Origin of the sequence: Pseudomonas sp. B6002, from assembly GCF_013385985.1 — a bacterium.
Lineage (GTDB): Bacteria > Pseudomonadota > Gammaproteobacteria > Pseudomonadales > Pseudomonadaceae > Aquipseudomonas.
This window is the reverse complement of the sequence record NZ_JACAOY010000025.1, coordinates 207,959-221,786: the sequence shown is the minus strand read 5'-3', so window position 1 is coordinate 221,786 and position 13,828 is coordinate 207,959. Positions and strand designations below refer to the sequence as shown.

At 65.3% G+C, this 13,828-nt stretch carries 15 protein-coding genes; all 15 read right to left on the bottom strand.

From position 1 onward, the window contains the following. Window positions 1-57: 57 nt before the first annotated feature. On the bottom strand, window positions 58-2,181 hold the full coding sequence (gene gspD / locus HX792_RS26170) for a type II secretion system secretin GspD (protein ID WP_176998786.1): 2,124 nt from the start codon (window positions 2,179-2,181) through the stop codon (window positions 58-60). Between the two features lie 5 nt (window positions 2,182-2,186). After that, a complete protein-coding gene (locus HX792_RS26165) occupies window positions 2,187-2,705 on the bottom strand; it encodes a general secretion pathway protein GspN (protein WP_176998785.1) in 519 nt (172 codons plus the stop codon). Beyond that, entirely contained in the window at window positions 2,702-3,304 is a 603-nt protein-coding gene (gene gspM, locus HX792_RS26160; RefSeq protein ID WP_176998784.1) for a type II secretion system protein GspM, read from the bottom strand. Before gspM ends, HX792_RS26165 begins: the two co-directional genes overlap by 4 nt. Next, window positions 3,279-4,271 (bottom strand): PilN domain-containing protein, encoded by a 993-nt coding sequence (locus HX792_RS26155; RefSeq protein WP_176998783.1) that lies wholly within the window; start codon window positions 4,269-4,271, stop codon window positions 3,279-3,281. The genes gspM and HX792_RS26155 overlap by 26 nt, the downstream gene beginning before the upstream one ends. Next, window positions 4,268-4,969 (bottom strand): general secretion pathway protein GspK, encoded by a 702-nt coding sequence (locus tag HX792_RS26150; RefSeq protein WP_176998782.1) that lies wholly within the window; start codon window positions 4,967-4,969, stop codon window positions 4,268-4,270. The genes HX792_RS26155 and HX792_RS26150 overlap by 4 nt, the downstream gene beginning before the upstream one ends. Next, window positions 4,966-5,547 (bottom strand): prepilin-type N-terminal cleavage/methylation domain-containing protein, encoded by a 582-nt coding sequence (locus HX792_RS26145; RefSeq protein WP_176998781.1) that lies wholly within the window; start codon window positions 5,545-5,547, stop codon window positions 4,966-4,968. Before HX792_RS26145 ends, HX792_RS26150 begins: the two co-directional genes overlap by 4 nt. After that, window positions 5,544-5,876, bottom strand: a complete 333-nt coding sequence (locus HX792_RS26140; protein ID WP_176998780.1) for a type II secretion system protein — start codon at window positions 5,874-5,876, stop codon at window positions 5,544-5,546. Before HX792_RS26140 ends, HX792_RS26145 begins: the two co-directional genes overlap by 4 nt. Beyond that, window positions 5,873-6,298, bottom strand: coding sequence for a type II secretion system protein (locus HX792_RS26135; RefSeq protein ID WP_176998779.1), 426 nt, complete (start codon window positions 6,296-6,298; stop codon window positions 5,873-5,875). The genes HX792_RS26140 and HX792_RS26135 overlap by 4 nt, the downstream gene beginning before the upstream one ends. Window positions 6,299-6,305: 7 nt before the next feature. Continuing rightward, window positions 6,306-6,695 (bottom strand): type II secretion system protein GspG, encoded by a 390-nt coding sequence (locus HX792_RS26130; protein ID WP_176998778.1) that lies wholly within the window; start codon window positions 6,693-6,695, stop codon window positions 6,306-6,308. A 13-nt stretch (window positions 6,696-6,708) separates the two neighbouring features. Beyond that, window positions 6,709-7,902, bottom strand: coding sequence for a type II secretion system inner membrane protein GspF (gene gspF / locus HX792_RS26125; protein ID WP_176998777.1), 1,194 nt, complete (start codon window positions 7,900-7,902; stop codon window positions 6,709-6,711). Then, window positions 7,899-9,566, bottom strand: coding sequence for a type II secretion system ATPase GspE (gspE, locus tag HX792_RS26120; protein WP_371319383.1), 1,668 nt, complete (start codon window positions 9,564-9,566; stop codon window positions 7,899-7,901). The genes gspF and gspE overlap by 4 nt, the downstream gene beginning before the upstream one ends. A 358-nt stretch (window positions 9,567-9,924) precedes the next feature. Continuing rightward, window positions 9,925-10,707 (bottom strand): Fe(3+) dicitrate ABC transporter ATP-binding protein FecE, encoded by a 783-nt coding sequence (fecE, locus tag HX792_RS26115; protein WP_176998775.1) that lies wholly within the window; start codon window positions 10,705-10,707, stop codon window positions 9,925-9,927. 4 nt (window positions 10,708-10,711) lie between these two features. Continuing rightward, window positions 10,712-11,680 carry an iron chelate uptake ABC transporter family permease subunit gene (locus HX792_RS26110; RefSeq protein WP_176998774.1) on the bottom strand — a complete coding sequence of 323 codons (969 nt, stop codon included), beginning with the start codon at window positions 11,678-11,680 and terminating at the stop codon, window positions 10,712-10,714. After that, complete coding sequence (gene fecC, locus HX792_RS26105) at window positions 11,677-12,666, bottom strand: iron-dicitrate ABC transporter permease FecC (protein ID WP_176998773.1); 990 nt, start codon at window positions 12,664-12,666, stop codon at window positions 11,677-11,679. Before fecC ends, HX792_RS26110 begins: the two co-directional genes overlap by 4 nt. 2 nt (window positions 12,667-12,668) lie before the next feature. Then, the gene (locus HX792_RS26100; RefSeq protein WP_176998772.1) at window positions 12,669-13,589 is read right to left on the bottom strand and encodes a Fe(3+) dicitrate ABC transporter substrate-binding protein FecB; all 921 of its coding nucleotides are present in this window, start codon (window positions 13,587-13,589) and stop codon (window positions 12,669-12,671) included. Window positions 13,590-13,828: the final 239 nt, after the last annotated feature.

Below are 13,828 nucleotides of genomic sequence, written 5' to 3'. Positions count from 1 at the left end.
CGCTGTAAGAGCGGAACCAATATCAGCCATCACACAGATAACGGATATGCCCCCGATCTACCGGTCCAAAGAGGGCCGCAACAACCGCATCTGCTCCCGATAATCATCCGTCACCTCCCGCGCCTGCCCGCTGTTGGTCACCACCCGAGGCGTAATCAACACAATCAACTCCGTGCGCGCCTTGGACTTGCTGGTACTCCCAAACAACCACCGCAACCCGGGAATTTTCCCCAGGTAAGGCACCGCACTCACCCCCTCGGCGTTGTCCTGCTTGATCAACCCCCCGAGCAACACCGTCTGCCCACTCTGCACCGCCACCTGGGTCGACACCGAGCGCGTCGAAATGCGCGGGTTCACCGGCGTGTCGCTGTTAGCCGCCGTATCCTGCGCATCGCTGACCTGCTGCTGGATGTCCATGTACACCAACCCACCCGGGTTGATCCGCGGCACCACGTCCAGGATCACCCCCGTCTGCACATACTCCACACTGCTCAACGTGGTGTCCGACACACCGGTATTCACGGTGGTCTGGCTGATGGGAATGTTGTCCCCCACCTGGATCTGCGCCGGCTGGTTGTTCATCACCACCAGCGACGGCGCCGACAACACCTGAGTGCGCCCGTTCTTTTCCAGGGCATGCAGCGCCACTTGCAGGTTGGAGCTGACAAACGAATAGAACAACGAATCCGTCGCCCCCAGCCCCGCCCCGCCGCCGCCCAGTGCGCCCTGGCTGCCGGAGGCGTTGGCCACCGTGGTGCTGGCGGAATTGCCGGCGAGACGCCCCAGGTACCACTGCACACCCAGGTCCAGTTCACCGCTCAGTTTGACTTCCAGAATGCGCGTCTCGATCTGCACCTGCAGTGGCGGGTTGTCGAGCCGTTTGATTGCCGCTTCGATCTCCTTCCATTGCGCCGGGCGTGTACGCACTAGCAGTTGATTGCTGCTCTGTTGCGCGGTGATCCGCGTGCCGGCTTCAAGGTCGCTGCTGGGGGCGACGGTCTTTTCTTCCGGCTCAGGTTCGGGCTCATCCGCCACCGGGGGTGTGTTCTGCAAGCCGCCCATGCCGGGCGAGGCCAGGGTGGTGGTGCGCAACCCCGGCGCCACCTTGGCCGGCGTGTCGTCCTTGATCGCGCCGGTGCCGTAGATCTGCCGCAGGTACTTGGCCAGGTCGGCGGCCTTCATGTTGCGCACGTCGTAGACATACATCTGCGGCTCGTTGCCGCCGCCTTCGTCGATGGTGCGAATCCAATCCCCCACTTCACTGAGGTACTGCGGCTGGGACGAAATCGCCACCACCGAGTTGGTGCGCTCGATCGGCAGGAACCGCAGCATGCCCGCCAGGGGCATACCACTGTCGGGGCCGAACAGGTGTTGCAGCTCGGGCATCAGCTCGGCCACCGACGCGCGTTGCAGGCCAAACACGCCCACCGACATGCCTTTGAGCCAGTCCACGTCGAAGGTGTCGATGGTGTCCTGGTAGTTGGCCAACTCATCCGGCGTACCGGCCAGGCTCAACACATTGCGCGCCGGGTCCACCAGCAGGAATGCGTTCTCACGGGCGAAGGGCTTGAGCAGTTTTTGCATCTCGGTGGCCGAGATATAGCGCAGCGGGAACAACCGCGCCGAGAGCCCGCTGGGCGGCTGGGCCACGCGCATCTGCGGCACCAGTTTGCCCGCCACGGCCTCGTTGGCCGGCAGGATCACGTAGCGCGAACCCTGGCGGATCATGGCGTTGTCGGTCCAGGACAGCAGGGTCTCGAGGATCGACAGTGCCTGCTGCTTGCTCACCGGCTTGGAGGTGGAAAAACTCACGCTGCCCTTCACGCCCTGGGCGATGCTGTAGTTCTCGTGCAGCAGGTCGCCCATCACGCTGTTGATCACCGCTTCGATGGGCTGGTCGGCGAAGTTGAACACGATGTCGCCGCCCTCCTCCTGTGCGCTCGGCGCCGCACCGGGTGCACGCACGAACTGTTGGCTGCCGCGAATCAACTGGCGCTGCGGCGGCGTTTTTATCGGCGGCTGCGGGCTTTCGGCCACCGACTGCTCGAGCGGCGGGCGTTGCGCGCCGGTGCCCTGCAGGGCCTCGTGCATCAGGTCCTCATCCGGGTCGGCACGGTCTGGAAAGGAGCCGCAGCCGCTCAAGGCAAGAGCGGTGGCCAGGCAAAACGTTGAGGTGCGCATATCGATCAAGGGAGAGGCTCGCGGGGCAAAGTCATCGGGGGGCGGCTGGACGGCGGCGGCAAGCGCTTGGCGTAGAGGCTCAAGGTCTGGGTGCGGCCGTCCAGGCTGAATCGGGCGTATTGCGGGGTCAGGTGTTCCAGGCGCCAACCGTTGGGCAGCGCCTGGCCCAGGCGCACCGTGAGGGTCGGGCCACTGGCCGGTTTAAGCATGGCCATCTGCAGGTTGCCGGTGATCATGATCCCGCTGAGGGTGAGGTTGGCCAGGCTCGACACCTGGGCCTTGCCCACTACACGGTCGGGGCTGCGATCAGGGCTGAACAGCGGGGTTTGCCAGGTGGCGGCCAGGTCTTGCAGCGCGATACTCGGGGCTGTTTGCACACGGCTCGAAGGCTGGGCCGGGGCGCTGGGTTCCGGCAGCCACTGCGGCTCGTCGCCGATGCTGCTGAGGATCACCGCCATCAACACGCCCAGCAACCCGGCCAGGCCGAGCAGGCCCCATTCCAGGGGCCGCAGTACGCTCGTCATGGCGTCACCCGCGCCGGTTGCAGGTAACCGCGCACCAGCAGGTGCACCACCAGTTGCCCCGCGCCGCCACTGGCCGGGGCCTGCTGGCTGCGGCGGATACGTAACTCATCGACGAACAGAAACGGTGGCTGATATTCAAGTTCATGCAACAGCGCCTCCAGGGGTTCGATGGCGCAGTTCAGCGTGAGGCTGACCTTGACCTGGCGGTACGGCTCGCCGTCATCCTGCTCCGGGGTGATGGGTTTGCGCTGGGTCAGGCGGCAGCCGCCGCCAAGGTCGGCATAGCTGTTGATCAGGTCGGCGAGGCGCTGCATCAGGTCGGCGGCGACCACATCGGGATCGTCTCCCGGCAACAGGCTGGTGCTGCTGGCCGGGTCCTGGCGCGCCTGCTGCAATTGCTCGCGCAGCGCATCGCCCTGGCGCAGCACGCCGGCATAGCGTTGCTGCTGCTCGCGCAACTGATCGGCGCGCTCGCCCATCTCGCGCAACGGCCCGGCGAACCAGCTGTCGATCAACAGCCAGTAGGCAGCGCCCACCACCAGCGCCAGGATCAGCAACGCCGAACCGCGACGTTCACGGGGTGTGAGGGATCGGCGCATCGGCCACCTCCTGGCGCAAGTGGGCACGCAAGGCAAACTGGTCCTTGCCGGTGCGCGCATCCGGTTGAATCACCCCTTCGAACTGGGCGTTTTCCAGGCGATGGCAGCCCTTGATCCGCGTGATCAGGCCGCTGGCCTTGGCGCTTTGCCCAGAGAACGACACCTCACCGTCTTTCACGTCCAACTGGTCGATCCAGGTGTCGGCCGGCAGGCAGGTGGTCAGGTCATTGAGCAGCGCGGCCAGCGGGGGCTGCGCCAGTTTGCGGCGGGTGAGGTACTGCGCTGCACCCCGGGTGTTGAGCAATTGCTGGCGCAGGGCGTGCACCTCGGCGACCTGAGCTTTCTGTTGTTGGACGCTGGCCTGCATGACGTCGAGCACGCGCTGGCGGTCGTTGAGCCACAGCAGCATCGCCGCAATCAGCAAGGCCCCGCACAGCCACGGCAGGCTGCGTTGCAAGCCCTTGCCCGGTGGGTGCTGGCGCGGTCGCAACGGCGCGGGCAACAAGTCGACACCGAGGTCGCCCACTTCCACGCGGTGGGGCTGCAGGCCAAGGGCAGTGCAATCGGCGAGAATCCGGTCGAGGTGCTCGCGCAGGATCGCCACCAGCCGCACCTCCAGGTGGGCGGGTGTGCGGCGCAACGGCTGCGCAACGAAGTACAGCTGATCGGCGTTGAACGGGGTGTAGCGGTCCAGCTCATAGCCCACCACGGCGGTGAGGTTGCGCGCCGCCGCCAGGGGCAACTGCACGGTTTGCAGCAACACGGCGTCGGTGGCCAACACCAGCACCTGGCGCGTGTTGCCCGGCGCAACCGGCTCGCTCAACGGCCAGTGATGACGCTGCTCGGGCGGCTCGTGAAGGGCCAGCCAGCACGGCACACAGCCACGTAATTCAGCCAGCCACAGGCGCCAGCCCTGTTGCAACAGGCTGCCGCGCCAATGCCGGGCAAAGGGTTCCAGTCGATTCATTCTTGCCACCGCACCACCCGGTAGGGTTGTGCGCTGTCCTCCGATGGGCTCAATAAAACGGTGGCTTGCACGCGCGCCTGATACCCGCCCGGGCGCTCAGCGCGGCTGTCGACCTGCAACACCAGGCCAGGGTCGGCGCCCTCGGCGTTCTGTTGCGGCAGGTTGAGGGCCTTGCGCATCAGCGGGCTGGCAAAGGCGGCGTCGGGGCGATCCAGGTCGCTCCACAAGGTGATTTCAGGCAGCAGTTGGCTGTAGAGCGCTTGCGTCATGCCCGGCAGCTGGCGCACTTCTTCCAGTACGCGGAACGGCGCCAAGCCCCTGTTGCGGCGGGTTTCGAGGGCCTTGGCCAACGCGCTCGCCTGGGCCTGGCTGGCCCCGCACGCCAGGGCCAGGCGCATGAAGTCATCCGTCTCGGCGTTGATCAGGTACAACTTGCCGCGCTCGCTGCGCAGGCTGACGTGCAGGTGGGCGTCGTCGAACGTCAGTTGAATATCACGCCCGTCGACCACCCGGCGCGGGTCAGTCATGGCCAACGCGATACCGGCTTCGGCGGCCAGGACAGTCTGGGTATGTTGCCGAAACCACAGGGCCTGGCGGCTCTCCAACTGCACCCAGCCCACCAGCCCGCCCAGCAACACACTGAGCAACGCCAGCACCCACAGCACCAGCAGCAGGGCTGCACCGCGCTGACGCTTCATTCTCCCGCCACCCCGCTGGCCAGGTTCAAGCGCAACGCAATCACTTGGGTAACCCACGGCACCGGTCCGTTGAGCTGGGCAGCAATGCGCACCGCGTCAGGCAAGCGCCTGGGCCACGGCCACTCATTGAGCCAGCCGGTAGCCTGCCCCAACGGGGAGATGCCGCGATAACTCAATTGCAGGCCGTCTAGATCGTGCAGCAACACCTGAGGTTCGCGGTCGGAGAAACCCACCTGCAAATCCCTCTCGACGCGTTGCACGGTGAAACACTGAATCCCGCCACCCAGCACCCCGGGCAAGGTCGAGACGAACTGCAAATGCTCGGGTGCACCGACAAAAAAACCTTCCGTTGCAGCGGCGTGGTCTACCCCGCTCAACGGCAGCGCTTCGCCGATGGCCGTGCGCAAAAACTGCTGGGCGGCGCGCACTTCGTCCAGGCTCACCGTGTAGCGCTGGGCCTTGGACACCGCGCGATTAGCCCCCAGTAATGCCCCGCCCACCAGCACCAGCAACACGGCGAGCAGGCTGAGCACCACCAGGATTTCCAGCAGCGTGAAGCCTTGCTCGCGGCGTTTCACAGGCGTGCCTTCAAGGTGCTGAAACGGGCCTGGTGCGGGCCCTCGCGAAGGCTCAGGTCGAGGCGAAACACCTGGGGTTGCTGGCGGGTGCAGTTCAGTTGCCAGTGAATGCCATCCAGCTCACCCTCGCGCACGCCGACACTCAAGCGCCCCGCCGCCTCCTGATCGAAAATCGACAGCGCGGCGTGCGTGAGCCGATCACTGTGGGCCACCTGGGAGAGCGAACGCGCACTCTGCCCGAACGCCACCAGCAACACGCTGCTGCACACCGCCATCAGGGTCAGCGCAGCAAGCATTTCCAACAGGGTGAAACCGGCCTGGCGCTTCATGGCAGGGCCTTTGACTGCACGCTGCCGGTGAGCCAGCCGACATCGATGCGCCAACGCCGGGTGCCGCTGGCCAGCAGCAGGTTGCCCCCGGTTGAACTGCCGTCGGGGTAGAACTCGACAGCTGGCCCCACCTGTTCGGCCGTGTGCAAGGTCACCTGCAACGGCTCGGGCCATTGCTGCCGCGCACGCCCCGGTGCCTGAAATGTCCTGGCGTGCAGGTCAAACTCGGTGCGCGCCGCTTGGCCGCCAATAATTGCCCCGGCTCGTGTGGCACGCAATGCCTCCACCATCTGCCCGACGGCACGGCGTTCCTTGGCGACCTGCAACCCTTGGCGCACACCCAGGCCGAGCAAGCTGACTGCGAGGCTGATCAACAGGATGACCACCAGCATCTCCAGCAAGGTAAAGCCGCGCTGGGCCATGGGCCGGTTATTCCCAGTTGCCCAGGTCGGCGTTGTAGCCTTCGCCACCGGGCTGGCCGTCACGGCCGTAGAAAATCAGGTCGAAAGGCCCATGCTCACCGGGGAAGCGATAGCCGAAGGCATGCCCGAAGGGGTCCTTGAGGTCCGAAGGCTTGGCGTAGCCGCCGGGCTTGTCCACCAGCTGTTGCAGGGTGCCGGGCGGCGAGCCGACGTCCAGCGCATAGCTGTCGATCTTCATGCTCAGGCTGGCGAGCTGGGCCTTGCCGGCGCCGTACTTGCCCTTGTCCACATTGCCGCCGACCTGGCGCACCACAATGGTCGCGACGATGCCCAGCAGCACGATCACCGCGAGCATTTCGAGCAAGGTAAAACCGCCTTGGCGGCGTGAGGTTTTCATGGGGTCCGCTCCTTCATAAATGGCTGGTGAGGCTCATCAGCGGCAGCATGATCGCGAGCATGATCACCGCCACCAACACCGCCATGACCACGGTCAGCGACGGCACCAGGGCGGCGAGCAGGCGGTCGATACCGCGCTTGGCTTCGACGTCGAAAATGTCGGCGACTTTGAGCAACATGCTGTCCAGCTCACCGGACTGTTCGCCGACTTCAATCATTTGCAGGGCCAGGTCGGGCAACAGGGGTTGAGTGCCAAAGGCTGCACCCAAGGTGCCGCCACCCTTGACCGACTCCGCCGCGACCGCGACTTGCGCCTGCAACGCACGGTTGCTGCAGACTTGCCGGGCAATCATCAGGGCTTGCAGCAGCGCCACCCCATTGCTCAGCAGCGTGCCGAGGGTGCGTGCCAACCGGGCGGCTTCGACCCGTTGCAACAGCGGGCCAATCACGCGCACACCGAGCAGACGTCGGTCGAAGGCTTCCCGGTGCCGGGGATCGCGCAGGCGAGCGGCGAGCCCCCAGGCAGCCACCAGCAACCCCGCCAACACCGCCCAGCCATAGCGGCCGAGGAACTCGCCGAGTGCAAGGATCGCCTCGGTGATCAGTGGAATCGGTACACCGAGGTCCTCGAAAATCGGCACGAACTGCGGCACCACATACGCCAGCAACAGCGCCAGGGAACCCAGCACCCCCACCACCAAAAACGCCGGGTAGATCAGCGCATTGATGACCTCGCCGCGCAGCAACTGGCTGCGTTCCAGGTAGTCGCCGAGCTGGCGCAAGGTGCCTTCCAGCGCACCACCGGCTTCACCGGCGCGCACCATGCTCACGTACAACGGCGAGAAGCCGCCCTCCGCCTCCAGCGCCATGGACAACGGCTGGCCGGCCTTGACCTGATCGCGGATGCGCTCGATCAATGCCCGCACCTGAGGCGGGCCGGGCTGTTTGAGCAGCAGGCCCAGCGAGCGCTCAAGGGGCTGGCCGGCGCCTAGCAGCGTCGCCAATTGCTGGGTGAAACTCACCAGGGCCGCGCCCTTCAACTGCCCGCGCGTGCTGTTCGACCTGAGGCCGCCTGCCGACTCGATCTGCAACAACAGCAGGCCACGCTTGTGCAAAAGGGCAACAGCGGCAGCCTGGTCCTTGGCTTCAAGCGTGCCGTTGTGGGCAGCACCCTGGCTGTCCAGAGCACGGAACTTGAACAGGCTCACGCGCCCTCTCCCCGGGTGACGCGCAACACTTCTTCCAGTGACGTGATGCCTGCCAGCGCCTGGCGCAAACCTTCTTCATGCAAGGTGCGCAAACCGGCGCGGCGCGCGGCCTGCTCCAGGGTGGCGGCGTCGGCGTGACGCATCAGCAGGCTGCGCAGTTCGTCGTTCATCACCAGCAATTCAGTGAGGGCGCTGCGGCCTTCATAACGGCCCCGGTAAAGCAGGATCGGGCGCGCGTCGGTCAAGCGGTCCAGGCCGTGTTCTGCGATCAACTCCGGGGGCGCTTCGAATGCTGTGCGCGTGGCCGGGTCCAGGCGGCGCACCAAGCGTTGGGCGAGGATGCCGCTGACGGTCGACGCAATCAGGTAGCTTTCCACGCCCATGTCGAGCAGGCGGGTAATGCTCGCGGCGGCGCTGTTGGTGTGCAGCGTGGAGAGGACGAGGTGGCCGGTGAGGGATGACTGAATGGCGATGCGGCAGGTTTCCAGGTCGCGGATCTCGCCGATCATAATCACGTCCGGGTCCTGGCGCACGATGGAGCGCAACGCCCCGGCGAAATCCAGGCCGATGGCGGGCTTGACCTGGATCTGGTTGATGCCTTCGAGCTGGTATTCCACCGGGTCTTCCACGGTGATGATCTTGCGCTCGGCGGTGTTGAGCCGCGACAACGCGGTGTACAGCGTGGTGGTCTTGCCCGAGCCGGTGGGCCCGGTCACCAGCAGGATGCCGTGGGGCCGTTCCAGCAAGTCGAGGAAGGCCGCCAGGCGCTGGCCGTCGAAACCCAAGTGCTGAAAATCGAACTGCACGGTCTGGCGATCCAGCAGGCGCATCACCACCGACTCGCCAAAACTGGTGGGCACGGTGGACACCCGCAGGTCCAGCGCCTTGCCCTGGATGCGCAGCATGATGCGCCCGTCCTGGGGCAGCCGGCGTTCGGCAATGTCCAGGCGCGCCATGATCTTCACCCGCGAGATCACTGCCGCCGACGAGCTGGCCGGTGGCGCCTCCGCCTCATGCAGCACGCCGTCGATGCGGTAGCGCACCTTGAGCTGGTTTTCGAAGGGTTCGATGTGGATGTCCGAGGCCCGCTGTTCCACGGCGCGTTGCAGGATCAGATTGACCAGGCGAATCACCGGGGCTTCGGAGGCCATGTCCTTGAGGTGTTCGATGTCTTCCAGCGCACCGCTGCGCTCATCGAGGTTTTCGATCAGCGTGCCCATGGCCGAACGGCCCTGGCCGTAATAGCGTTCGATCAGCGTGTCGACCTCGGTACGCGGGCCGATGGCCAGCCACACCGGCACCTGGCAGGCGTAGGCCAACGCCTGGAAGGCATAGTGCTGGGCCGGGTGGGCGGCCAGAACCTGCAGGCCGTCTGAACTCCAGCCCATGGGCACCACTTGGTAGTGGCGCATGAAGCGTTCGGTCAGCGGTGGCAGTGGGTCGAGCAACGCAGGCGCGGCGTCGGCCAGTAACAGCGGCGCGTCCAGCAGGTTGGCCCAGGCGCTGGCCAGTTCGATCTCGGAGACCAGGCCCAGGCGCGTGAGCAGGCCCAGCAGGTCGCTGGCATCTGTGGACAGGCGCTGGGCACGCTCCAGATCAACGGTTTTCAACCCAGCGTGCTGCCTCAGCCACGCGCACACTTGGTCTGTGTGCGGTATCTGCATATGGCAGGCATCGATAAGGGCTGACGACATAATGTTGGGTGTCTGGTTGCGAGAAAGTATGGCTATTTGGAACTACTGATAAGTGCCATTAGTTAGCCACGCCCGGAGACAAAGTTGGCCGGGTTAATCGACTGGAAGTTGCAACGCTAGTTCCTGAGATGGGGAAACAAACTGAAATGAATGGCCATCATCTGTCCCGGATTTCCGTGACAGTGCTGGCGCAGGCCTTGTGGTTTTTGGGCTTGGGCTGTGCTGCGGGAGACCTGATGCCTCAACTTTTCCTGGCACACCGCGGCGCGGGGCAAGCCCGCTCACTACAGGTTTTTATTAGTTGGGGAAGTCAGGGCGGCAATAACAATTAACGGGCGCTCTTTTCTATCAGGCACATGGGCGTGCCAGCCACTGGTTCATTGATGATTTGTACTTGCACATCGAATACCTGGCGCATCAATCCAACACTGATGACCGCAGCCGGGGCGCCATCGGCCACCAGGCGACCGCCATGCATCACGGCCAGGTGGTCGGCATAACGGCAGGCCTGGTTGATGTCGTGCAGCACGGTGATCACGGTCTTGCCCTCGGCGGCCAACTCCCCCATCAGGTCCAACAGCTCAACCTGATGGCTGATGTCGAGGTAGGTTGTGGGTTCATCCAGCAACACCACCGGCGCGTTTTGCGCCAGCACCATGGCGAGCCAGGCACGCTGGCGCTGGCCGCCGGACAAGTCCGCCAGCGCGCGGTCGGCCAAAACGTCCAGTTCCAGGCGTTGCATGGCCTGCGCCACATGGGACTGATCGCTGCCGCTCAAGCGCCCCCACAATGAGTTATGCGGGCTGCGGCCATAGGCAACCAACTGGCGCACGCTGACCCCTTCGGGCACCGGCAGCACTTGCGGCAAAAAGGCGATCTGCTGCGCCAACTGGCGGGCGGACAGGCTGGCGTAGGCCTGGCCGTCCAGGGTCAGTTCTCCCGCGCTCGGTTTGAGGATGCGTGCGAACGTCTTGAGCAAGGTGGACTTGCCGCAACCATTGGGGCCGATCAGCGCGGTGACTTTTCCGGCGGGCGGCGTGAACGACAGACCTTGCACGATGCGGGTGTCGCCGTAGCCGATGTCGAGCTGTCGTGCTTGAAGAATACTCATGGGATCAGCCCTTGAACCGTGCCAGCAACCAAAGAAAATACGGCGCGCCGATCACCGCTGTGAGCACCCCGGCGGGGATTTCACTGGGCGCAATCAACGTGCGCCCCAGCGTGTCGGCCAGCACCAGCAGCAGCGCGCCAATCAGCATCGCGGCGGGCAACAGCCACTGGTGATGCCCGCCCACCAGGCGCCGCGCCATATGCGGCGCGACCAGGCCGATAAAGCCGATCGGCCCGATCACGCCGACGCCAAGGCTGGTGAGCAGCACCGCGCACGTCATCGCCAGCCAGCGCGTACGCCGTAACGCTGTGCCCAGGCTGTGGGCCGCTTCATCGCCCAGGGCGATCAGGTTCAGCGGCTTGGCCAGGCACAGGCCCAGCGGGATCAGCAGCAGGAACGGCAACACCAGCGCCACATGGTGCCAGTTGCGGCTCCACAGGCTGCCGGTGAGTGCGAGCAAGGCGGTGTTGATGTCCAGCGGGTGGGACAGGATCAGAAACTCGGTGACGCTGGACAAGGTCACCGCAATCGCCACCCCGGACAGCGCAAAACGCACGCCGGAAAAACTCACGCCGGTGTTGTACAGCGCCAACAGTAACGCACCACCGGCACCGCCCAGGCAGGCCACCAGCGGCAACCAGGCAATCGGCAAGTGCGGCCAACTGATGATCGCCACGGTCAGCGCCAGGCCCGCGCCCTGGGTCACGCCGAGGATTTCCGGCGAGGCCAGTGGGTTACGGATCACGCCCTGCACAATCGCCCCGGCCAGGCCGAAGGCGGCACCGGCGAGGATCGCGATCAGGCTGCGCGGCAGGCGGTGGTTCCACACTTCGAAGTCGAGGGCATCGTGGGCCAACAGGCGCTCCAGCACGGTGGCGGGCTTGAGCCACAAGGTGCCGGCGCTGAGACTGATAAAGGTCGCCAGCAGCAACAAGGCGAGCAGCACCCACAGGCGCAATCGAGGGCGGATCATAGGGTGCGCCTGGCAAGAAACAGGAAGAACGGTGCACCGATCAGCGAAGTGACCACGCCGGCCGGGGTTTCCACCGGGAACGCCACGGCGCGGCTGAGCAGGTCGGCGCCCAGCACGATCACCGCGCCCAAGGCGGCACTCAGGGGGATCAGCCAGCGGTAGTCGTTGCCCAGGAACTGGCGAATGATGTTCGGCGCAATCAACCCGACAAAGCCAATCGGCCCCACCGCGCAGACACTCGCGCCCACCAGCAACAGGCTGGCGACAAACACCTGCAGGCGCAGGCTGGCGATGCCGACCCCCAGGGAGCGAGCGGCGTCTTCGCCGAGGTTGATCAGGTTCAAGCGCGGCGCGCACCACAGCGCCCACAGGCCACCGATCAGGGTGCACGGCCACAGCAGCTGAACTTGCGCGGCGCCCACATTGGCCAACGAACCGGCCAGCCAGTTGAGCACGCTTTGCGCCTGGGCTTCGACCAGGATCACCGTGAGGCGAGTCAATGCCGCACACAACGCGGCGACCGCGACGCCGGCCAATACCAGCCGCCCTTGCGCCGTGGCCGGCGACCACGCACCGCCCAGGCTGAACACGGTGATCCAGGCCAGTGCACCGCCCACGCAGGTCATCAACAGCGCGCCACCGGCAAACGGCAGCGCCACCAGACCGGTGGAAAACAGCGCCAAGCCGAGCGCCGCGCCGGCCGTCACGCCAAACAACGACGGCGAAGCCAGGCGGTTGCGGGTAATGCCCTGCATCAGCGCGCCGGCCAGGCCCAGGCAGGCGCCGACCAACGCTGCGCACACCGCACGCGGCACCCGTAACTGGGCGACAATGTAGGCCATGTTGCCGCCCACGCTGCCCTGGTGCACCAGCCCATTCCAGGCATCTGCCGGGGTGATCACGAACGGCGACCAGCTGTACAGCGAGTACCAGAACAACAAAGCCCCCAGCAGCACAATGCCGAGGGCGGCGAGACTACGCTGCACGGTTATTGGCTCAATACGGCGTTGCCGCCCTTGAGAATCGCCAGCGCATCTTCAGCAATCTGCTCGGAGGCCAGCACGCCCCGATTACGCGCCCAGCTGTCGCCGTCCACTTCGGCTACGTGCTTGTTGCGAACCGCGCCGAGCACTTGCCACAAGGGTTGTTTGCTCCAGGTATCGACAATGCTGGGGCGGCGGTAATGACCCACCAGCAGCCAGCCCGGGTCCAGCGCCAGCAGTTGTTCCAGGCTGACGAACTCGGTGGGCGCGGCGTTGGTGCGTACCGACGGCACTTTCAGCCCGATGGCTTGCAGCACGCTGCCGGCGTAGGAGTCCGGGCCGTGCACGGAGAAGCTGTCTTCACGGGCAACGCCGAACAACACGCTGGCGCCGGCGGGAATCTGCTGGGCAATGGCCTTGAGGTTTGCACGGTTCTGCTGGATTCGCGCTTCCATCTGCGGGCTCCTGCCAAGGGCCTTGCCGATCAGTTCGGCGGACTTGAGGCTGCCCTCGTAATCTTCCCCGCGTGACGGCAGCAACAGGGTGGGCGCGATGCTCGACAGGTCGCTGTACAACGCCTGGTGACGGTTGAGGTCGGCGACGATCAGGTCGGGCTTGAGCCGCGCGATTTCCTCGATGCTCGGCTGCGAGCGCAGGCCCACGGATGTCCATTGGCCGATGGCCTGGCGTACACGAGGCAATACGCGATTGGCATCACCATCATCGGCGGCGCCTACCGGGGTCACATCGACGGCGGCGAGGCTGTCGAGAAAGGAGAATTCCAGCACCACCACGCGCTTGGGCGCGTCGGGCAGATGCACGGTGTGCTGGCCGTCATTGAGGTCGATGGGGGCAGCGTTCAGTACGCTTGAAGACAACGCCAGGAGGCAGGCGGCAAGGGTCGGGATGGAGCGCAACAGTCGCATGGCAAGGTCCTCGGCGTTAAAACACCCCGGCTAGACGGGCCGGGGAAAACGGCGGGTACTATTCCATATCGTGGCGGCGCAATCAAAAAACATTCTCATTGGCGCCGCCCATCGGGCATTGGGTGAGCTTTCTGTGGGAGCTGGCTTGCCTGCGATGCAGGCGCCTCGGGGTGTCAGATGTACCAAGGTGATGCCATCGCAGGCAAGCCAGCTCCCACACAAGCCCACATGCATCAGGA

What these genes read in the sequence shown, in the direction of transcription:
- HX792_RS26130 (WP_176998778.1), bottom strand. Translation starts at nt 6,695, where the DNA reads ATGAAAACCTCACGCCGCCAAGGCGGTTTTACCTTGCTCGAAATGCTC.
- HX792_RS26150 (WP_176998782.1), bottom strand. Translation starts at nt 4,969, where the DNA reads ATGAAGCGTCAGCGCGGTGCAGCCCTGCTGCTGGTGCTGTGGGTGCTG.
- HX792_RS26110 (WP_176998774.1), bottom strand. Translation starts at nt 11,680, where the DNA reads ATGATCCGCCCTCGATTGCGCCTGTGGGTGCTGCTCGCCTTGTTGCTG.
- fecE (WP_176998775.1), bottom strand. Translation starts at nt 10,707, where the DNA reads ATGAGTATTCTTCAAGCACGACAGCTCGACATCGGCTACGGCGACACC.
- gspD (WP_176998786.1), bottom strand. Translation starts at nt 2,181, where the DNA reads ATGCGCACCTCAACGTTTTGCCTGGCCACCGCTCTTGCCTTGAGCGGC.
- HX792_RS26155 (WP_176998783.1), bottom strand. Translation starts at nt 4,271, where the DNA reads ATGAATCGACTGGAACCCTTTGCCCGGCATTGGCGCGGCAGCCTGTTG.
- HX792_RS26100 (WP_176998772.1), bottom strand. Translation starts at nt 13,589, where the DNA reads ATGCGACTGTTGCGCTCCATCCCGACCCTTGCCGCCTGCCTCCTGGCG.
- HX792_RS26165 (WP_176998785.1), bottom strand. Translation starts at nt 2,705, where the DNA reads ATGACGAGCGTACTGCGGCCCCTGGAATGGGGCCTGCTCGGCCTGGCC.
- HX792_RS26135 (WP_176998779.1), bottom strand. Translation starts at nt 6,298, where the DNA reads ATGGCCCAGCGCGGCTTTACCTTGCTGGAGATGCTGGTGGTCATCCTG.
- gspM (WP_176998784.1), bottom strand. Translation starts at nt 3,304, where the DNA reads ATGCGCCGATCCCTCACACCCCGTGAACGTCGCGGTTCGGCGTTGCTG.
- HX792_RS26140 (WP_176998780.1), bottom strand. Translation starts at nt 5,876, where the DNA reads ATGAAGCGCCAGGCCGGTTTCACCCTGTTGGAAATGCTTGCTGCGCTG.
- gspE (WP_371319383.1), bottom strand. Translation starts at nt 9,566, where the DNA reads ATGCAGATACCGCACACAGACCAAGTGTGCGCGTGGCTGAGGCAGCAC.